We start from the raw sequence: 20,095 nt of genomic DNA, 5'->3' as shown, positions 1-20,095 counted from the left end.
GTACTGGCTTTGCGCTACAAATTAGCTTTGAGATTTAACCCAACGCTTAATTTTTTCCTCAAGGATTGGCATTGGTAATGCGCCATCAATTAATATTTGCGTGTGAAACGCTTTAATATCAAATTTATCACCGAGTTCTTTTTTAGAAAAATCACGTAATTCTTGAATTTTAAATTGCCCTAACTTGTAAGAAAGCGCTTGTCCTGGCCATGCAATATATCGCTCTACTTCAGCAATTACATCACTTTTAGCCATAGATGAATTTGCAAGCATGTAATCTATACCTTGTTGACGCGTCCACCCTTTTGCATGAAAACCAGTATCAAGCACTAAACGCATTGCGCGTAATTGCTCATCCGATAAACGTCCATACCACATATAAGGGTCGGTAAATAAGCCTAGCTCTTTGCCTAAGCTTTCTGCGTAAAGCGCCCAACCTTCTGCGAACACGGTATAGCCACCAAATTTACGAAAATCAGGTAAGCCCTCTATTTCTTGCTGAAGTGCTATTTGAAAGTGATGACCTGGGGCTGCTTCGTGAATCGATAAAGTTTCGAGTAAAAATTTAGGCTGCGCTTTTAAGTTATAAGCATTGATATAAAAAATACCAGGGCGAGAGCCATCAGGCGCCGGAGATGCATAGGATGCACCTGCTGCCGACTGCGCTCTGTAGGCTTCAACTGCTTTTACAACGTAAGGTGCTTTGGGTGCTATGTTAAAAAGTAGAGGTAAACGCGCATCTATTTTTTTCTTAACGTTTTCATATGCCGCAATTAACTCCTCGGGCGTGTCGTAGTAAAATTCATCTGAATCGCGTAAATGATCAAAAAATTCAGATAGCTCACCTTTAAAGCCTACGGTTTCTTTTACTTTTTTCATTTCGCTTAAAATGCGCGACACTTCACTTAAACCAATGTCATGAATTTCGTCTGCAGATAAGCTAAGCGTCGTGTTTTTCTTAATTTGGTATTCGTACCATGCTTTACCGTTTGGTAAGTCACTGTAACCTACGCTTTCTCGACTATTAGGAATATACTGATTAGCTAAAAAGTCACTCATACTTTTATAAGCCGGTACTAAGTGCTGCATAATCAATTGACGATACTGCGCTGTAATTTTTTGCTTTTGTTGTTCGCTAAACGATTCTGGTAATTTTTTAACTGGTCTCCAAAATAATGAGTCTTCGGCATTTTTAACTACATGAGCTGCAAATTGTGGCTGTAATTTTTCAGCAAGTGGTTTTGGTAACGTAATACCTAGTTTGATGCCTTGCGCCATTGAACGCTCTACACTTGCAAGCCACTTTACAAAACCTTCGCTACGCGAGATAAAAGCGGTGTAATCTTCAACGGTATTAAACGGCTGAGCACTTTGACCTGAACCAAAACCTGCAAAGGTGTTATGCGCACCCGCCATTTGATTTATTGGTAGTAAATAATCAGGGAACTGCATGCCTTCTAATTTAAGTGCAAGGTCACGCTCTAATATTTCAAAACTTAAAAGCGATTGCCCTGTTAACTGTGCTTTATCAATAAAGTTTAATCGCTGTTGATATTTTTTATAAAAAGCGGCTTTTTTAGCTCTATTTTCTTTTGAAATCACAGGCGTGAATTGATCGTTAAACTCATTACGACCATTGTACGTTGCACTGATGGGGCTATATGTGAGCGATTCATCATAATACTGTGCAACAAGTACATCGAGTTGTTGCTCTGCTGAAAGCTCTGAAACAATACCTGCTGATGCGTTAACTGTGTTTAACTGCGTACTGGTATTAGTCTGTGTACTAAGCTCAGTATTCATACAGCCACTTAAAGCAAACATAACGCCACTGGCAACTAATGCTAATTTAATTGATTTCATGATAATCCTTTTTAATATCGTTTTTTAATTATGCGCATTAAACCGTGCTTAATAAAGAAATTACGATAGATTGCATTCATCGTATTAAATTTGCACTTTTATCTGAACTTGTTACATTTCTATTAATTCAAATATGATTTAAAAGAAAAATAAAATGAAAAAACAACTACTCAGCACCTCTATTGCCTTACTCTGCTTAACCGCTTTTAATAGCCATGCAGTTACATACCTATCGGCTAAAGCCATGGTTGATGTTAAAGATGGCAAGCTCATTAAATCACCCTTAATTACTATTGATGATGGCGTAATTACAAACATTGAACAAAATAAAAAACCAACGCTGACTAAAGATGATAAACACATTCAACTCCCTGATTTAACCCTTATGCCAGGTTTAATGGATATGCATGTGCATTTAACAAGCGACCCTACGGTGCCGCGCAGTGAACGTTTAGGCCAGTCAGTTCCTAGAATGGCGATTAAAGCGGCTCATTTTGCTAAAAAAACCTTAGAAGCTGGATTTACAACAGTACGTAATGTTGGCGCAGAAGGTTACAGCGTCATAGCCGTGCGTGACGGCATAAATGCGGGTGACATAGTTGGCCCTCGTATTTGGGCTGCAGGCCCATCACTCGGCATTACTGGCGGGCACTGTGATAACAACCGCCTACCTCCTGAGCTTAAATATACTTCAAGTGGCGTCGCAGACGGTCCATGGGCTGCGCGTATAAAAGTACGCGAAAATATTAAATACGGGGCAAATGCTATTAAGTTTTGCGCCACAGGTGGAGTATTTTCAAAAGGGACTAAAGTAGGTGCACAGCAGTATTCTTTTGAAGAAATGAAAGCCATTGTTGATGAAGCCCATATGCGAGATTTACCAGTAGCAGCTCATGCACACGGTACAAGCGGGATTAAAACAGCCATTAAAGCGGGTGTTGATAGCGTAGAGCACGCCAGCTTTTTAGATGACGAAGCGATAGCGCTTGCTAAAGAGCATGGAACTTGGCTTTCTATGGATATTTATAACACCGAATACACGCTCACTTATGGCGAGCAAAACGGGGTAGACGAAGAAAACCTAAATAAAGAGCGCCAAGTTTCTAAAAGGCAACGTGATAGCTTTAGCCGTGCTGTAAAAGCGGGTGTTAAAATGGTGTTCGGAACGGATGCAGCAATTTACCCGCACGGAGATAATGCAAAACAGTTTAGCCGCATGGTTGAATTTGGCATGACAGAACTACAAGCCATTCAAGCATCAACTATTAATAGCGCTAAGTTATTAAAAATGGATACTCAGTTAGGACAAATTAAAACCGGATTTGCAGCTGATATAATTGCGGTTAAAGCAAATCCTCTTAAAAGTATTAAAACCTTAGAGGCAGTACCTTTTGTAATGAAAGCAGGGGTTGTTTATAAAAACCAATTGTAAATACACGCTATTAAGGCTGAGTTTACTCAGCCTTAATAAAACTCTCACCCGTATTGAATATGCCATAAAAGGGTCACCGCCCCCCCTATTAGACTCGCTTTTGTCTATTAATTATCCGAACAGTTTTATTTAATCAAATAAAATGAACTTTCTATTCACTTTAAAAACAATAACCATTATCATTCGCACAAATTCAATAACGCGAATAGTTATCACTCTATGAAAACGTTTAAGTACTCTCTTATAACTCTTGCTTGTTTAAATGCAAATATGGCATTTGCCCAAAATACACAAGTCGATGCTGATATTGAACGCATCAGCGTATACGAAAAGCAAAACCGCGTGGTGATGAGCTCTGGTCTTGCTACTAAATCAGACATGTCTTTAATGGAAACACCTGCACCGGTAGTAATTATTGACCGAGAACTGATTGAATCTCAAGGTGTAGATAGCTTACAAGATTTAGTTAGAAACGTAAGTGGCTTAACACAAGCAGGTAATAATTACGGTATTGGTGATAACTTAGTAATTCGTGGTTTAGATGCAAACTACACCTACGATGGTATGTACGGCGGTGCTGGCTTGGGTAATACATTTAACCCAACTCGTTCACTTACAAATGTTGAATCTGTTGAGGTTTTAAAAGGCCCTGCAACAGGTTTATATGGCATTGGTAGTGCAGGTGGCGTAATAAACCTAATTGAAAAAAAGCCAGAGTTTGAAGAAAAACACAAAGTATCAGCTGAGCTTGGCCAGTGGGATAGCTATTCATTATCGTTTGATAGCACTAACGCTATAACAGATGATTTAGCTTATCGTGTTATGGCTAAAACAGCGTCAAGTGACGGATTTCGCGATTTAAAAGAAGATCGCGACGAAATTTATACCTCGCTTAAATACGTGCTTAATGACAGACAAAACATCATGCTTTCTGCCGCCTATATAAAAGATGAAATAGCGGTTGATTCTATTGGTCACCCTATTCGTATTTACAATGCAGAAACTGCAAACGGCTTAAGCGCGGGTGAAGTAACTGGTGCCGATTTAGTAAACGATCCAACAGGAAGCGGCGTACAGTTAAGTGATGCACAACGCGACCAACTTGCTAATTCATTATCTGCATCTGATGGCTTAACACCTTATAGCTTTGGCACAAATGGTATTATTTCACCAATGGCTGATGCTAACGAAGGTGAAGAGTTGCGTTTTAAATTAACGCATAACTATTACATTACTGACGATTTGTTTTTAAACCAGCAGCTACAGTACCGTAACTACACATCAAGTTTTGCGCGCCAAACAGGTGCATATAACTACGTCTATTCAACACGCGATGGAATAATTAATAACGACCCTCGTGCTCCATTAGTTGAAGACGGTGTACTTTACCCGTATGCAGCACGCCGACAAGAATACCGCCAAGTAGAAGCAGATGAAAAATCATGGCAGTACTTCTTAGATTTACGTTATGACTTTATGTTAGGCGACGTAGATAACGAATTACTAGTTAACGCCAACTACGAAGATAGAGATATTCGTTTTAAACAATTCTCAATATGGGATCAGGATTACGTACTCACAAACAATGATGGTGATGTAACGTACCAAGGTTCTTTGCCGTATATTTACGATATAAGAGAACCAAATTGGCCAACCGGTAACTTTGAAGATTACGATCCGCTTAAAACAAGTGACTACAATAAAAAAGTACAAGCATGGGGCTTAGGCATTCAACATGTTGGTTACATAACTGAAGAACTTACAACGCGTATTGGTGTGGCATATAACCGAATTGAGCAAACTTATGAGCACTTTGGTGTTGATGAGCGCTACAGTTCTAGCCGTGCAGAGCCAACACCTGAAGCGAGTACATCAGATTCTGGCTTAACGTATAACCTTGGTGCAACGTATCAGCCATCTGAAGATTTATCTGTATTTGTAAATCATTCAAAAGGGCGTACAGCGTATAGTGTATTAGGCTCTGTGGCAGGTAACGAAGCTGACCGTGAAGATTCAGAGTCTATAAGTAACGACCTAGGCTTTAGATTTAAAGCATTTGATGACCAACTACTCGCATCTGTTGTTATATTTGAAAGCTCTCGTACTAATTTAGAATACGCAAACCCGCTTTATGACGCATTAACATCAGGCTCAGATGTACCTGAAAGCTATTATGATGGTAAAGAGCAAACAAAAGGTGTTGAGCTTGATTTAAATGCTTACTTGAACGATAAATGGAAAGTAAACGTAAACGGTATTTATCAAGATGCACGTGACAAAAGTAATCCTAATAGCAGCAGTTACGACACACGCCAAAAAGGTGTGCCTTACGTAACAGCAAGTACGTGGGTAACCTACTACGCAGATATGTTTAATTTACCTGAAGCTGTAAATATAAGTGGTGGTATTACATTTGTAGATAACAGAAGTACTAATTCAAGTTCGTTTTCGATTCCTGATGGTTATGTACCAAGTTACACGACTTACGATACAGCTGTATCGTATACAACTGATAAATGGCATATGCAGTTAAACTTAAATAACTTGTTCAACAAAAAGTATTACTCAAAAGCGATGTTTTTAGGTGGTATGCCGGGCGAAGAGCGTAATGCAAAACTAAGTTTTAGTTACACACTTTAACTAGCTAACCTGAACTCTGGATAATAAATCTATCTCAAGCAGCTATTTTCAGCGCTCAGGTTAGTTAAATACTTAAAAAGCACGGTTTTCTAATTTAGAAGCCGTGCTTTTTTGTGTTTTATAAACGCTTAATCTAAATTAAATAGTAACCACTATGCGACCGTTAATTTCACCTTTGAGCATATCATCAAAAATTTCGTTAATGTCCTCTAAGCGTTTTTCTTCAATAATCGCTTTTACTTTACCTTGCGCTGCAAATTCCAAGCATTCTTGCAAATCTTTACGTGTACCAACAATAGAGCCAACTACTGAAATGCCATTAAGCACAGTATCAAAAATAGGAAGTGGCATATCCTCTGGAGGTAATCCCACTAATACGCATTTACCGCCACGGCGTACACTTTTATAGGCTTGTTCAAACCCCGCTTTAGACACCGCAGTACACACAACACCATGCGCGCCACCGACTTGTTCAAAAATAGCTTCGCTTGGAACCACCTCTTTAAAATCGAGGGTGATATCTGCGCCTAGCTCTTTAGCAAGCGCGAGTTTTTCTTTACCTGTATCAACAGCTATTACATTAAAACCCATTGCTTTAGCGTACTGTACTGCTAAATGACCAAGCCCGCCCACACCAACAATAGCAACCCACTGTCCTGGTTTAGCACCGGATACTTTTAATGCTTTATAGGTTGTAACACCTGCACAAAATAATGGAGCAGCCTCAGAAAAACCGAGTTCTTCTGGTATTTTTACAACGTAGTCGCCATGCGCTAAACAATATTCTGCATAACTACCGTCAATAGAATAGCCAGTATTGTGCTGCGATAAACACAGTGTTTCTTTACCATCTAGGCAAAACTCACAGTGCCCACATGCACTATAGAGCCAAGGAATACCGACTCTATCGCCAACTTCTAAGTGCTTAATGTTGCTTCCGACTTTTTCGATAACACCGACACCTTCGTGCCCTGGTACTAATGGCATTTTTGGTTTTACTGGCCAATCCCCATGACAGGCATGTAAATCGGTATGGCAAACGCCACAGGCCGCTATTTTTACTAAAACATCGTTTATTCCCACCTCAGGAATTGGTAAGTCTGTTATTTCTAATTTACCTTTGTATTGAGTATTAATTGCAGCTTTCATAGTCATTCCATCGTATGTGAAGAAAATTAAAGATAAGGATTTATTTATGTATTGTTGTGTACAACATATCCTAATATAGATGTATAAATATTAATCTAAATCATATTTTAGTCATTTAAATTAACTTATAAGCCTGCTAAGAACTTGCTATCCATAATGAGCGTGCTAGCATTTACTTTCTGAAATTACTGAAAGTTACTAAGCTATGAGTTTATCCGAAAAGAATTTTGCCTTTGTAATGCATTGTGGTGAGATGGGCAGCCGATGGGGATTCAATCGTACGATCGGACAAATGTGTGGTTTGCTGATTATTACTAAAAACCCAATGACAGCTAATGAGATTGCAGATGCGCTTAGTATTTCTCGCGGTAATGTAAGTATGGGCATTAAAGAGCTGCAATCGTGGCAGTTAATTAAAGTACAGCATATTCCTGGCGATCGTAAAGAGTACTACGCCCCTGCTGGCGATATTTGGGATATGGCAAATCGCGTATTTGAAGAACGTAAAAAACGTGAAATTGAGCCCACCTTAACACTACTACGCGATAACTTATTAGACGAAGCCAGTAACGATGATGAGCTTTATGCACAAAAACAAATGGGTGAGATTCACAACCTACTTGAAACCGTCACTAAATGGTCATCAGAACTACAGCGTTTAACGCCAGAGCAACTTAATAAGCTAATGAAGCTAGGTTCTGGAATTGGTAAAGTTATTGACCTAAAAGAAAAGATATTCAAAAAAGAATAAAGCCGCAATTGCGGCTTTATTTATAGGTATATTTTAAAAATTAGATTTTTGGATAACCAATTCTGTCCGACAAGTAACCTACACTAGTAGCAAAGTAATACGAGCGATTCCAATGCATAAACACTTTGTAGTTATCGTACGCTAAGTACATACGACCATTTATATCATCAGGCATAACCAGCGCAGCACGTACGTCTACATTAGGTAAATCAGAACCATCAGCTTTACGAACACCCAGTGCTTGCCAATCAGCTAATGAGCGCTCTGAGTCGTTCCAATATTCTAACCACTGCTTGCGAGTTTTGGTACCACGCACTAAAACGTATTTACTATCAAAGTTTTCAGGTAACTGAACTTGGCGACCCCACGTAAGAGAGTCGTTCCAGCCTTCTTGCTTTAGATAATTAGCAATTGAGGCAAAAGCATCTTCTTTTGTAGTCCAAATATCTTTACGACCATCGTTGTTGTAATCAACCGCGTAAGCATTAAAAGAGGTAGGCATAAATTGCGTTTGCCCCATTGCGCCTGCCCAAGAGCCTTTAAATTTATCAAGCGTTATGTGGCCCGACTTTAAAATATCCAGTGCAGCCCAAAGTTGGCGCTTATAAAGTGCTTCTCGGCGCCCATCAAAAGCAAGTGTCACTAATGATGAAATAACGTTATGACCGCCTTGAATTGTACCAAAGTTACTTTCAAGCCCCCAAAGCGCGACTATAAAGCGTGCTTGTACGCCAAACTCTTTCGCTACTTTTTCAAGTACCTCTTTGTTTTCTGCGTAAAGCTTACGTGCGCGGTCAATTTTCCATTGTGGTACACGTTTTGGTAAATACGTTTCAAGGGTTTCTTTTACTTCTGGCTGGTTTTTGTCAGCCGAAACAACTTTTTCTTTATACGTTGCTGTTGCAAACGCATCGTCAATAAGTTTGGCTTCGTAACCTTTTGCGATAGCTTCTTGCTTTAAATTCGCTAAATAATCTTGAAATTCAGCCTGAGTTTTTGCCATAACAGGTGAGCTTAAACATACACCACATAATATAACGATAAGTTTTTTAATCACTATCAACTCCATTGTCTTTTCGTAATTGGCTTAGCAAATTTTGCTCAGGTGGTGGAATTTGTAAGTAGTAGCCTTTATCAGGATTTGATAACGCTGCTTTTACAGTTTCTAAATCTGCCCCACCTAAATGCTCACGTTTTGCTAAATTGATGATCATCACATAAACAGGTTGACCAAACGTAGCCATCAAAGGTTCCGGAACTTTGCTAAAATCATCTCTTTTTTCAACAAATAAGAACGTATCCGCTTTTTTCTTACTTTTATATACTGCAGTGAGCATTATGGCCCTATAAATTCTTGCTTAACAATGCCGCACACTATAACATGAGAGTAATAATAAGTTAGAAAAATTAGATTAGAAATTTCAATAAAGGCCCTATTCAGCCTACGTTTATCTAAAATTAATTTCTAATCAGACAAATCAATTGAGCGTGTATGTCGGACCAAATTTTTGAGTTAAAAGGGAATCTTTTTACGTTATCAGTTTTGCATCTTTATAGTACTGATATAAACCTTTTAGCAGAACAACTGTATGTAAAAATAGCCCAGGCCCCTAAGTTTTTTGAGGGTGCGCCTATTGTCGTTAATTTAATTGAAATTAAAAACAGTTCACTTGATTTTGTTCACTTAAAATCATTAATCGAGCGAATGAGTTTTAATGCAGTTGGTGTGTGTAATGGCTCAGATGAGCAACATACTCAAGCAAAGGCTGCTGGCTTATCTGTTTTAAATTATTCACAAGACGTTAAGAGCGAACCTGTTAAACAAGAGCCCAATACATCGATTGTAGAAAAAACGGTGCATTTACCAGCGCAAATTATCAGCGGTACAGTTCGCTCTGGACAACAAGTTTATGCAAAAGATAGAGATTTGATAGTACTTGGCGCAGTTAGTCATGGTGCGGAAGTCATTGCCGATGGGAATGTGCATATTTATGGCACCCTACGCGGTCGCGCTATTGCAGGCGCAAAAGGTTTTAAAGAAGCACACATTTTTTGCCAAAAACTTGAAGCCGAGCTGGTTTCAATAGATGGTAATTACTGGATCAGTGATTCGCTACAAGGTGAACATTGGGGAAATGCAGTGCAAATACAACAAAAAGACGAATCATTAGAAATTTCAGCTTTGGTTAAAGGATAAATCTCATGGCAAAAGTAATTGTCGTTACCTCAGGTAAAGGCGGTGTTGGTAAAACAACATCAAGTGCTGCAATTGGCACAGGCTTAGCGTTAAAAGGCTATAAAACAGTTATTATCGACTTTGATATTGGTTTACGTAACTTAGATTTAATTATGGGTTGTGAACGCCGCGTTGTTTATGACTTTGTAAATGTAATTAATGGTGAGGCAAACCTTAACCAAGCGCTTATTAAAGATAAACGTGTAGATAAATTATTTTTACTACCTGCTTCACAAACTCGTGATAAAGATGCTTTAACACGTGAAGGTGTTGAACGCGTACTAAATGAACTAAAAGAAGACTTTGATTACATAGTATGTGATTCACCAGCAGGTATTGAAGCTGGCGCTATGATGGCGATGTACTTTGCTGATGAAGCAATTGTTACAACAAACCCAGAGGTGTCGTCAGTTCGAGATTCAGATCGTATTTTAGGTATTTTACACAGCAAATCAAAACGTGCTGAAGAAGGCCTAGAAAATATTAAAGAACACTTACTATTAACACGCTATAACCCTGGTCGTGTTGAAAAAGGTGAAATGCTATCGGTAGAAGATGTGCAAGATATTCTGTCAATCCCATTATTAGGGGTTATTCCTGAATCGCAAGCGGTATTAAGTGCTTCAAACTCAGGCCAACCTGTTATATTGGATACAGAATCTGATGCAGGCCAAGCTTATTCTGATGCAATTAACCGCTTACTAGGTGAAACCGTCGATTTTCGCTTCTTAGACGTTGAGAAAAAAGGCTTATTTAAACGGATTTTTGGAGGTTAACGTGTCTTTACTTGACTACTTCCGCTCAGAAAAGAAAAACAGTGCGTCACTAGCAAAAGAGCGATTGCAGATCATTGTCGCGCACGAGCGTTCTCAGCGAGGAACGCCGGATTACTTACCACAATTAAAACAAGATATTTTAGATGTGATCCGTAAATACGTGAACGTAAGTACCGATGCAGTTCAGGTTCAGTTTGATCAAAACGAAGACGATTTAGCCGTACTTGAGCTAAACGTTACACTACCTGATGAAGAAAAGAAGTAATTGAAGAAAGGGCGCTTTATAAGCGCCCTCTTTATTTTCATTTACTTTTTAATAACTTTCTAAATATCTACGTTTTAATCCCTTGCATGCAACTAAAACTTTTCTACTATGTAACACAAAAATTATAGATAATACCAATTCGTTTAATTAAGTGATCTATTTTGAGGATGGAAAAACGTGTTGATAGCTAGGCAAAAAAATCACTATTTAGTTGTTCTAAATGAGATTTTTTTAACACAGGTAACGACACGTTTAGCGCCGCAAAATGATTAAGTATTATTGCGGATTGATATAAGTATTACACAGTAAAAAAAATATCTAGTCTTAAGTATCCCACTCTTTTAAAGCGTCTTTAACGTAGGTATATCGCCAAGAGCTTAATAAATCAGGCTTAATATGGCTTTCTTTTTGTTTTGACGTTAACTTCCAATTCCAACTAATCAATTGATTAATTTGCTTTTTAGAGGCCATAACGTCTTCTGGTATATTGTGCTCTTTAGCGACTTTAGTGATCTTTTGTTTAATATCTTTGGCTACTTTTTTATAGGTAGGAAAATCAATTAAGCGCTTAAGTACATCAGGATGCTCTGCATCTGGTACCGCTTTGGCAACTTCAATACACTTGATTATATCTACACCAGAGCGATTAACTTCAATAGCTTCAACTCCTGGGATTTGACGTAGAGCATTTAAACTTGAAGGACCACGTTTGGCAATTTCAGTCATGTTATGTTCTTTTAACACAAAATTTAGCGCTAAATTCTTCTTAATGGCTTTGTTTCTACGCCATACAGCAAGTTCTTTTAAAACCGCGAGTTCGTGCGGTTTGAGTTGCCATGCATTTTTAATATCTTTATATAAAAGATCGTCTGGTGTTTGAAACGCACGTTTTTTAGCTATCAGCTCACTCTCGTTTATTACAATGTCAAAGAACCCAGCGGCATTAATACGCTCTATAATCAGCTCGAAACACGGCAATAAGTAAAAAGTATCTGCAGCAGCATAATCTAACTGTTTTTTAGTTAACGGACGTTGCAGCCAGTTAGTGCGTGACTCACTTTTATCTATTTCAATACCTTGCAACTCTTTTACCATAAGGGCAAAGCCCATACAGTTACCTTCCCCAAGTAACTGCAACGCAAATTGTGTATCAAAAAGTGGGGATGGAACAAAGCCTGCGTATTTTTGAAAAACCTCAATATCTTCTGAAGGAGAATGCAGTACTTTTAAAACACTAGGATCTTTTAGTATTTCCCAAAAATCGAATAATGAGAGCTCAGCTAACGGATCGATAAGCGCTAAATGCTCACCATCAAAAACTTGGATAAGTGCAACTTCTGGATACAAAGTGCGACGACGCATAAACTCAGTATCAATAGCTAAAATAGGCTTATTTTTTATTTGTTCAACAAAAGTGTTCAGTTGATTTTGGGTTTCGATCAATTGGTATTGCACTTAATCTCCTACAATAAAAAAGCCGACATGTGTCGGCTTTTTTATAGGTTGCTAATCTTTCAAGGCTCTTCGGAGTATTTTACCTACGTTAGTTTTAGGTAACTCATCCCTAAACTCTACCAGTTTTGGGACCTTGTAATTAGTTAAATTATCACGACAGTGACTTATTATATCTTTTTCAGTTAAAGAAGGGTCTTTTTTAACAACAAAAACTTTAACTTGTTCGCCACTTACATCGTGAGGAATACCAATGGCAGCAACTTCAAGCACACCTTCGTGCATAGCCACTACCTCTTCTATCTCATTAGGGAAAACATTAAAGCCAGATACAATGATCATGTCTTTTTTGCGATCTACAATAAAGAAGAAACCTTCATCGTCATAAGTTGCAATATCACCTGTTGCAAACCAGCCATCTTTTAAACATTCAGCTGTTGCATCTGGTCGCTTGTAATAGCCCACCATAACCTGCGGGCCTTTCACACACATTTCACCTGGTTCACCTTTAGCGGCTTCTTCACCGTTATCAAGTATTAGCTTAATCTCAGTATTAGGCGCAGGCAAACCAATAGAGCCATTATATGCTTCTAAATCATAAGGACTAATAGTTACTAATGGAGAACATTCTGTAAGGCCATAGCCTTCCATTAATTTTGAGCCAGTCACTTTTTGCCATTTTTCAGCAACAGGACGTTGCACGGCCATACCGCCACCAAGTGACATTTTTAAATGACTGAAATCAAGCTCAGCAAAACCTGGTGTGTTTAATAAACCGTTAAATAACGTATTAACACCAGTAATAGCAGTGAATTTATGCTGACCCAGCTCTTTAACGAACCCAGGCATATCTCGTGGATTTGTGATTAATATATTTAAACCACCGTACTTCATAAACGTCAGGCAGTTAGCTGTTAAAGCAAATATATGATAAAGCGGTAAAGCGGTAACAACAACTTCTGTACCACGATTTAACACTTTGTCTAAACAGCCTGAAACTTGCTCAAGGTTACCAACCATATTGCCATGGCTCAGCATTGCCCCTTTTGATACACCTGTTGTACCACCGGTGTACTGTAAAAAAGCAAGATCTGACAAGCTCATTTCAGGACGTGTATATTTAGTTTCGTCTGCAGCTAAAACGTCTGAAAAGTTAATTGTGTTTGGTAAGTTGTACTTTGGCACCATTTTTTTAATGTGCTTCACAACAAAGTTAACTATGTGCTTTTTAAGCCCACCAACCATGTCGCCTACTTGCGTTACTACAATGTGTTTAACATCAGTGTGTGCAAGCGACTTTTCAAGTGTGTCAGCAAAGTTTGCTAAAATGAAAATAGCGGTAGTGTCAGAATCCTTTAGCTGATGCTCTAATTCACGCACAGTGTAAAGTGGGTTAACATTTACAACCACACAACCTGCACGTAAAATACCTAAAATGGTTACTGGTGTTTGTAGTAAGTTAGGCATCATTACGGCAACTTTGTCGCCTTTTTTAAGACCTAAATCATTTTGAATGTAGGAAGCAACTTTTTTTGTTGCTGTATCTATTTCGCTATAAGACAGCGTTTTACCCATATTAGTAAATGCAGGTAAATCGGTGTAGTCAGTAAAACTTTTTTCGAACACTTCGAGTAACGAGTTGTAATGCTCAGGATCGATTGTTTCAGGCATACCCTCTGGGTAGCGCTTAAGCCAGATTTTTTCCACTCTTAGCCCCTGTTTATAATTATATTTTTATTAACCTTAATCTAAGTAAGGCGCTTTAACAATTGAGCAAATACTCTAATGGAGGAATAATCCCACATTTTACGTAAACTTACAATTAACATGCACCATTTTGCAGCATAAAGTCTTGAATATGCTTAAAACATAGTTCACTACTTTGCATATGACAGTGGTGCCCACCATCTACATTAATGACCTTCAAGCTATTGTAATAACTAATATACTTTGCCAAATTTTGTTTTACAAACGAATAACCTTCGTTACCTAAAATTAATTGACATGGTGCAATTAAATCTTTTATTGCACCAATACATTGCGCTTCATCAAACCTAAAACCTGAGTGATTTTTGAGCTTTGGATCTGTTGTTAGCGCAAAACCATCTGAAACCTGTTTAATATTTCGTTGCATTAAGAGCTTAATAAGCTCGCTATTCAAATCGGTTGTTTGAGCACGAGCTTCATAAATAAGTTCTTTCGACTTATAAATTCTCGACTTTTTATTTTTTAAACGCGCTCTATTTAGTACTGCACTTTGTAACTGTTCACACACACCTTCACTAGGGGTTGTAACACACCCAATCCCCTCAATAAAGGTAACAGACTCTACATAATCGCTAAAGCAGCTAGCAAAAAGTCCTGCAACCATGGCTCCCATCGAATGCCCAACTAAATGTACTTTTTTAACACCAAGGGCATTTATAAGTTGGTACACATCATCAATATAATCAACAAAATAATAGTGTGCATCATCACTTCGCCAAGATGATAAACCGTGCCCGACAAAGTCAATACAGTACCACGTATGCTTTGGGTTAACGTTGTTTAACATTGGCATAAAGCTATGGCAGTTGTCTAACCACCCATGCAATGCTATTACTATTTCGTTCCCTGAACCTACTTTTAAGCCATGGATATTTAAATTATTGGTTTCAATATTAAATGGCTGCACGGTAAGTCCTTTATTAATTTAGAGCATCATTATTTATAGCATACAAGTTGTCAGACCACTAACTTAGAAAATGGTGCCAAATTCACGATTTAATTATCTTCGTGATGAAAAAAGAAGCAAAGCATAATAATTAAACATAACATTATTAATAACTTAAACTAAAAACAACAAACTAACCGTTTTTAATAAGCTTGCTCTGTATGTATTTTGAACAATTTAAAAATGGCGGCATTGTATATACTTAACTTATAACTAGTATAATTTAAATAAATAGAACTAACAGCGTTAACTATAATTTTATGTATATAAAATCAAAGTATAAATTATAAATATCTCAGATATTCATTTATTTATCATCCTATCTGTATACAATATCAGCGGCTATTAAATAAGGTACACTCATAAGGTACAACCATGAAAAAACAGATCAGCTTATTGGCACTTTTATGCACCGCTTCTGGTGCTTACGCAGAATCAGCACCTAAAAATGTAATTTATATGATTGGTGACGGCATGGGTCCGGCTTACACCACGGCTTATCGCTATTTTAAAGATGACCCTGCAACAAAAGAAGTAGAAGGCACGGTTTTTGACACTATTTTAAAAGGCATGGCTCACACCTACCCTGATGACCATACTTATGTAACAGACAGCGCTGCGGGTGCTACAGCGCTTAGTAGCGGCCATAAAAGTTATAATGGTGCAGTTGCTGTAGATACAGATAAAAAGCCAGTTAAAACCATGCTTGAAATGGCAAAAGAGCGCGGTATGACAACAGCGCTTGTAGCAACTTCACAAATAAACCATGCAACACCTGCTAGCTTTACAGCTCACAATGAATCTCGTTACAACTACGATGATATTGCCAACGATTATATTGATAATAAGATTGCTGGTAAATTACCTGTTGATTTAATGCTAGGTGGCGGTACTAAATATTTTATTCGTGACGACCGTAATTTAGTTGAAGAATTTAAAGCGGCAGGTTACCAATACGGTGACGATATTAATAATCTGGGACAAATTACACAAATACCTGCCATAGGTTTGTATGCAAGCAAAGGCTTGCCATTTGCCCTTGATATGAACCCAACTCGCCTTACTCAGTTAACATCTAAAGCGCTTGGTTTACTAGATAACCAGAATGAAGAAGGCTTTTTTGTGATGATTGAGGGCAGCCAAATTGATTGGTGTGGTCACTCTAACGATATAGCGTGTGCGATGGCTGAAATGGACGACTTTGCTAAATCAATCGAAAAAGCAAAAGCGTACGTTGATAAAAATAAAGACACTATACTTGTAGTTACAGCCGATCACTCAACGGGCGGCTTAACTATTGGTTCGCACGGCCAATTTAAATGGGAAACAGACGTAATTAAAGGTGTTAAGGCAACGGCTAGTAAGTTAACAGACAAACTTATGGAGTCTAAAGACTTAAAACCAGTATGGACTGCTAACACCAATATTGAATTTACAACTGAAAACCAAATAAAACTTGAGCAAGCTAAAAAAATGGGTGAAAAAGCGCTTAATTTAGCTGTTAAGAGTATTATTAGCGATGCAAGCTTTACTGGCTGGACAACAGGCGGACATACCGCTGTAGACGTGCAGGTATTTGCCTATGGTAAGGGCAGTGAGCAATTTATTGGTTCACAAAATAATACTGATATAGCAGATAAGCTGATTGGCTTTATTAAGCAGTAAGCTTTACGTAGTTTTGAACACAAAAAGCCCGAACATTTGTTCGGGCTTTTTATTAAATTTTATAGCTGTATTTATCTAAAGCGCTTAAATAAGCGTTAAGCGTATATATCAACGCCTATTAAATTTTGTACTTCTGCTCTGCGTTCTAAATTAGCAAATTCAGTATAAGTAGAAATCGCTTTGCTTACTTGAGCTGTCGGTTGGTCGTAAATTGTTTGGCTGTATTCATTACTTTTAGCACTGCTTTTAAACAGCTGATTAGCAAGTTCAACGCCCTCGACACTGCTTTTTACATAATCGGGATTCGTTTTTTGAGCAGCCGGTTGGTCTAATAAACTCTGTGGTTTATTAGTAACAACTTTAGTAGAGCTAACCCTACCCGGAATATCTCCGGTAAAAAAACCTGAACCAATAGGCAGCGTCATTACGCGTCTCCAACCTTAATATTGCATAAAATTATGATTTAAAAACAACCAATTTGCAAATAATATGATTACTCACGTCCTGGTAGCTTTTTCCACGTTACCGTATCGCGCACATATTTAGGTTGAGCGTCACTCGCTTTTACAACGTCACCCGCTAAAAACGCGGCTTCAACATGCGCTAACATATAACGTGCATCAGGCAATGTAATATCAGTATTAATTGTCACGTTTTCAAAGTCATTAAGCGCATCAGGATAGGTTTTAAAACCTGTGCCCACTGCTACAGATGGCTCAGTGGTTGTTATATACTTATTGTTTAGTAAATCAGGTTTTATAACGCATTCTTGGTTAACTAAAAGCATTAGATTATTTTGCGCTTGGTAATGTGCAAAGTATATCTCCCCCATACGCGCATCTATACTTGGATAAACACTCAGGCTGCCGTTTTGTTCAAACGTTTGTTGAGCCATAGTAGCCAGTGTAGACACACCAACAAGCGGCAAATTAGTTGAATACGCTAAACCTTGCGCTATAGCAACACTAATACGTACACCGGTGAAACTACCTGGCCCCTGGCCAAAACCAATTACGTCTAAATCTTTTAATTTACAGTTTGCTTTAGTTAAAAGTTCATCCACAAGTGGAAGTATTTTTTGGCTATGCTGCTGCGGACACTCTTCAAAATGATGAAACGTTTGGCCCTGGTAATGTAAAACAATTGAAAGTGCTTCAGTTGAAGCATCAAGGGCAAGGATATTACTTTTGATCATTTTAGTACTCTAATTAATTTGTTTTAAAAATGTATTGGCATCTTCTAAGCTTCGCGTGCGGCGCATAGGTGGTAAGCTTTTTAAAAATACTTGGCCATATTGGCGTGTCACTAAGCGATTATCGCATATTACAAGTACGCCTTTGTCTTTACTATCTCGAATTAAACGCCCTACACCTTGCTTTAGCGCAATAACAGCCTGCGGTAATTGTATGTGAGAAAAAGGGTCTTTTCCCTGCATTTGGCAATCTTGCATTTTAGCTTGTAGCAATGGATCGTCAGGGGCTGCAAATGGCAATTTGTCTATAATAACACAACTTAATGTACTGCCGCGTACATCAACGCCTTCCCAAAAAGAAGCCGTGCCGAGTAACACCGCATTACCATGGCGAGTAAATTTCTCTAAAATTATACGCTTAGACATTTGCCCTTGCATATAAACTGGGTAGTCTATTTGTGTAGTTAGCCCTTCGGCCACTAAGTGCATCATTCGATAGCTAGTAAATAACACAAAACAACGCCCTTGTGCTGATTTTATAAGCTCAAGCGTTAGTTTTACAATTGCATGTGGCATATTATCAGCATGCGATTCGGGTAAGTAGCGAGGTAAACACAGCAGCGCCTGATTAGGGTAGTCAAATGGGCTATCTACCATCATGCTTTGTTTTGGCTTTAAACCTAGGCTTGCATTAAAATGCTCTAGTTTGTTATCAACCGAAAGTGTGGCAGAAGTGAATACAAATCCTGCGCCCGTGTCTTGCATCATTTGAGCAAACTTAGCTGATACATTCAATGGCGTTATATTAATTGTTAAATAACGGCGCGTTGTTTCATACCAATAACTAAAGCCGGTTTGGGCTGTATCAAAAACCCGCTCTAACTGCCCTTTAAACGCAAGTGCACGTTCAAATGGATGCTCAATTTTGTCGCTTCTATCTAGGCAAAGCTTGAGTACTTGATAAACAAAATCTAAATCACTGATCACACGATGGAGCGCCGCGCAAATTTGTTTATCGCTTAGTTTTTCTCGCCAATCGCCTCTACTGCCATCAACACCAAATTGTAAACGTAAATCAGCAACGCTTGTCTCAAGCTTGTTTAAGCTTTTACCAAGTTGCAGCATATCGGGAATTTCAGCTCTATAAATAGCACGTAAATCATTAATTAAATCTACCAACTTTTTAGTGCTAACACTTTCACCAAAGTAATCGCTGGCAATTTCGCTTAACTGATGGGCTTCATCAAATATGTAAGCATCTGCTTTTGGCATAAGTTCAGCAAAGCCACTTTCTTTTACAGCCATATCAGCAAAAAACAAATGGTGATTAATTACAACCACATCGGCATCGGCCGCAGTTAAACGTGCTTTGCGTATATAACAGCTTTGAAAATCTGGACACTCTTTACCTAAACAATTATCGGCTGTTGAATTTACATAAGGCAGTACTTTGGCATCATCTTCTATACCTATACAATCAGCCAAATCGCCCGATTGTGTTTCGCTTGCAAACTTAGCTACCATAGCTAGTTGATGCATTACGTCAGAGTCGTCAGTAGGTACATGTGCAACATGTTGATTAAGTCGGTAGGTGCATAGGTAATTGGCGCGCCCTTTTAATAAGGCGGTTTTTTTTGAAGCACTTAAAGCTTTAACTAGTTGCGGTAAATCTCGGTGATAAAGCTGCTCTTGTAAAGCTTTAGAACCTGTTGATATTATTGTGCGCCCTTTTGACTTAAGTGCAGGGGCTAAATATGCAAATGTTTTACCCGTACCCGTACCTGCTTCAACAACTAATTGCGAACTGTTTTTTAATGCATCCGCAACAGCTACTGCCATATCAATTTGTGGTTGGCGAGGCGTATACCCATCTAAAGATAACGCTAAAGGCCCGGTTGCACTAAACAGCTGTTTGATAATACCAATCACTTTAAAATAAATAATAGCGGGATTTTACGTAA

At 38.4% G+C, this 20,095-nt stretch carries 17 protein-coding genes; 7 read left to right on the top strand and 10 right to left on the bottom strand.

Features of this window, described 5'->3' with window-relative positions; all coding sequences use genetic code 11:
* Positions 1-21: 21 nt before the first annotated feature.
* The gene (locus H5116_RS16500; protein WP_024595018.1) at positions 22-1,863 is read right to left on the bottom strand and encodes a DUF885 family protein; all 1,842 of its coding nucleotides are present in this window, start codon (positions 1,861-1,863) and stop codon (positions 22-24) included.
* A 154-nt stretch (positions 1,864-2,017) separates the two neighbouring features.
* Between H5116_RS16500 and H5116_RS16495 the strand changes: the two genes are divergently transcribed.
* Entirely contained in the window at positions 2,018-3,295 is a 1,278-nt protein-coding gene (locus tag H5116_RS16495; RefSeq protein WP_165723874.1) for an amidohydrolase family protein, read from the top strand.
* 219 nt (positions 3,296-3,514) lie between these two features.
* Complete coding sequence (locus H5116_RS16490) at positions 3,515-5,935, top strand: TonB-dependent siderophore receptor (protein ID WP_182716652.1); 2,421 nt, start codon at positions 3,515-3,517, stop codon at positions 5,933-5,935.
* Positions 5,936-6,073: 138 nt separating this feature from the next.
* On the opposite strand, the gene adhP is transcribed toward H5116_RS16490, so the two are convergent.
* Positions 6,074-7,084: an alcohol dehydrogenase AdhP gene (gene adhP, locus H5116_RS16485; RefSeq protein ID WP_024596845.1), complete on the bottom strand. Its 1,011-nt coding sequence runs from the start codon at positions 7,082-7,084 to the stop codon at positions 6,074-6,076.
* A gap of 205 nt (positions 7,085-7,289) precedes the next feature.
* On the opposite strand from adhP, the gene H5116_RS16480 reads away from it, so the two are divergent.
* Entirely contained in the window at positions 7,290-7,835 is a 546-nt protein-coding gene (locus H5116_RS16480) for a GbsR/MarR family transcriptional regulator (protein WP_024596846.1), read from the top strand.
* Positions 7,836-7,875: 40 nt separating this feature from the next.
* Here H5116_RS16480 and H5116_RS16475 read toward each other — a convergent pair whose 3' ends face one another.
* Both H5116_RS16475 and H5116_RS16470 read right to left on the bottom strand, forming a co-directional pair.
* Complete coding sequence (locus H5116_RS16475) at positions 7,876-8,892, bottom strand: lytic transglycosylase domain-containing protein (RefSeq protein ID WP_004334714.1); 1,017 nt, start codon at positions 8,890-8,892, stop codon at positions 7,876-7,878.
* The gene (locus tag H5116_RS16470; RefSeq protein ID WP_182716651.1) at positions 8,885-9,172 is read right to left on the bottom strand and encodes a YcgL domain-containing protein; all 288 of its coding nucleotides are present in this window, start codon (positions 9,170-9,172) and stop codon (positions 8,885-8,887) included. The genes H5116_RS16475 and H5116_RS16470 overlap by 8 nt, the downstream gene beginning before the upstream one ends.
* 155 nt (positions 9,173-9,327) lie before the next feature.
* Here H5116_RS16470 and minC point away from each other — a divergent pair, with 155 nt between their 5' ends.
* The 3 genes from minC to minE are packed head-to-tail and all read left to right on the top strand — an operon-like array spanning position 9,328 to position 11,112.
* Entirely contained in the window at positions 9,328-10,032 is a 705-nt protein-coding gene (gene minC / locus H5116_RS16465; RefSeq protein WP_024596847.1) for a septum site-determining protein MinC, read from the top strand.
* Between the two features lie 5 nt (positions 10,033-10,037).
* Positions 10,038-10,847: a septum site-determining protein MinD gene (gene minD, locus H5116_RS16460; RefSeq protein WP_004334708.1), complete on the top strand. Its 810-nt coding sequence runs from the start codon at positions 10,038-10,040 to the stop codon at positions 10,845-10,847.
* A gap of 1 nt (position 10,848) precedes the next feature.
* The gene (minE, locus tag H5116_RS16455) at positions 10,849-11,112 is read left to right on the top strand and encodes a cell division topological specificity factor MinE (RefSeq protein ID WP_004334706.1); all 264 of its coding nucleotides are present in this window, start codon (positions 10,849-10,851) and stop codon (positions 11,110-11,112) included.
* A 324-nt stretch (positions 11,113-11,436) separates the two neighbouring features.
* Here minE and rnd read toward each other — a convergent pair whose 3' ends face one another.
* The 3 genes from rnd to H5116_RS16440 all read right to left on the bottom strand — a co-directional run bounded on the left by rnd (position 11,437) and on the right by H5116_RS16440 (position 15,238).
* Entirely contained in the window at positions 11,437-12,567 is a 1,131-nt protein-coding gene (rnd, locus tag H5116_RS16450; protein WP_182716650.1) for a ribonuclease D, read from the bottom strand.
* A gap of 51 nt (positions 12,568-12,618) precedes the next feature.
* Complete coding sequence (fadD, locus tag H5116_RS16445; protein WP_182716649.1) at positions 12,619-14,271, bottom strand: long-chain-fatty-acid--CoA ligase FadD; 1,653 nt, start codon at positions 14,269-14,271, stop codon at positions 12,619-12,621.
* Positions 14,272-14,386: 115 nt separating this feature from the next.
* Positions 14,387-15,238, bottom strand: a complete 852-nt coding sequence (locus H5116_RS16440; RefSeq protein ID WP_182716648.1) for an alpha/beta hydrolase — start codon at positions 15,236-15,238, stop codon at positions 14,387-14,389.
* Positions 15,239-15,652: 414 nt separating this feature from the next.
* Here H5116_RS16440 and H5116_RS16435 point away from each other — a divergent pair, with 414 nt between their 5' ends.
* On the top strand, positions 15,653-16,942 hold the full coding sequence (locus H5116_RS16435) for an alkaline phosphatase (protein WP_182716647.1): 1,290 nt from the start codon (positions 15,653-15,655) through the stop codon (positions 16,940-16,942).
* A gap of 95 nt (positions 16,943-17,037) precedes the next feature.
* Here H5116_RS16435 and H5116_RS16430 read toward each other — a convergent pair whose 3' ends face one another.
* The 3 genes from H5116_RS16430 to H5116_RS16420 all read right to left on the bottom strand — a co-directional run bounded on the left by H5116_RS16430 (position 17,038) and on the right by H5116_RS16420 (position 20,063).
* Positions 17,038-17,367, bottom strand: a complete 330-nt coding sequence (locus H5116_RS16430; protein WP_182716646.1) for a hypothetical protein — start codon at positions 17,365-17,367, stop codon at positions 17,038-17,040.
* Between the two features lie 68 nt (positions 17,368-17,435).
* A complete protein-coding gene (gene tsaB, locus H5116_RS16425) occupies positions 17,436-18,137 on the bottom strand; it encodes a tRNA (adenosine(37)-N6)-threonylcarbamoyltransferase complex dimerization subunit type 1 TsaB (RefSeq protein WP_182681955.1) in 702 nt (233 codons plus the stop codon).
* A 9-nt stretch (positions 18,138-18,146) separates the two neighbouring features.
* On the bottom strand, positions 18,147-20,063 hold the full coding sequence (locus H5116_RS16420) for an ATP-dependent DNA helicase (protein WP_002960248.1): 1,917 nt from the start codon (positions 20,061-20,063) through the stop codon (positions 18,147-18,149).
* Positions 20,064-20,095: the final 32 nt, after the last annotated feature.

Source organism: Pseudoalteromonas sp. SG45-2 (assembly GCF_014164115.1).
In the GTDB taxonomy this organism is placed as follows: Bacteria; Pseudomonadota; Gammaproteobacteria; order Enterobacterales; family Alteromonadaceae; genus Pseudoalteromonas; species Pseudoalteromonas distincta.
This window is presented reverse-complemented; position numbering and strand designations above follow the sequence as displayed.

Excerpts from the sequence above, each read along its gene's own strand:
- H5116_RS16435 (WP_182716647.1), top strand. The coding sequence starts at position 15,653 with ATGAAAAAACAGATCAGCTTATTGGCACTTTTATGCACCGCTTCTGGT.
- H5116_RS16470 (WP_182716651.1), bottom strand. The coding sequence starts at position 9,172 with ATGCTCACTGCAGTATATAAAAGTAAGAAAAAAGCGGATACGTTCTTA.
- tsaB (WP_182681955.1), bottom strand. The coding sequence starts at position 18,137 with ATGATCAAAAGTAATATCCTTGCCCTTGATGCTTCAACTGAAGCACTT.
- H5116_RS16500 (WP_024595018.1), bottom strand. The coding sequence starts at position 1,863 with ATGAAATCAATTAAATTAGCATTAGTTGCCAGTGGCGTTATGTTTGCT.
- minD (WP_004334708.1), top strand. The coding sequence starts at position 10,038 with ATGGCAAAAGTAATTGTCGTTACCTCAGGTAAAGGCGGTGTTGGTAAA.
- minC (WP_024596847.1), top strand. The coding sequence starts at position 9,328 with ATGTCGGACCAAATTTTTGAGTTAAAAGGGAATCTTTTTACGTTATCA.
- adhP (WP_024596845.1), bottom strand. The coding sequence starts at position 7,084 with ATGAAAGCTGCAATTAATACTCAATACAAAGGTAAATTAGAAATAACA.
- H5116_RS16430 (WP_182716646.1), bottom strand. The coding sequence starts at position 17,367 with ATGACGCTGCCTATTGGTTCAGGTTTTTTTACCGGAGATATTCCGGGT.
- H5116_RS16480 (WP_024596846.1), top strand. The coding sequence starts at position 7,290 with ATGAGTTTATCCGAAAAGAATTTTGCCTTTGTAATGCATTGTGGTGAG.
- H5116_RS16490 (WP_182716652.1), top strand. The coding sequence starts at position 3,515 with ATGAAAACGTTTAAGTACTCTCTTATAACTCTTGCTTGTTTAAATGCA.
- H5116_RS16495 (WP_165723874.1), top strand. The coding sequence starts at position 2,018 with ATGAAAAAACAACTACTCAGCACCTCTATTGCCTTACTCTGCTTAACC.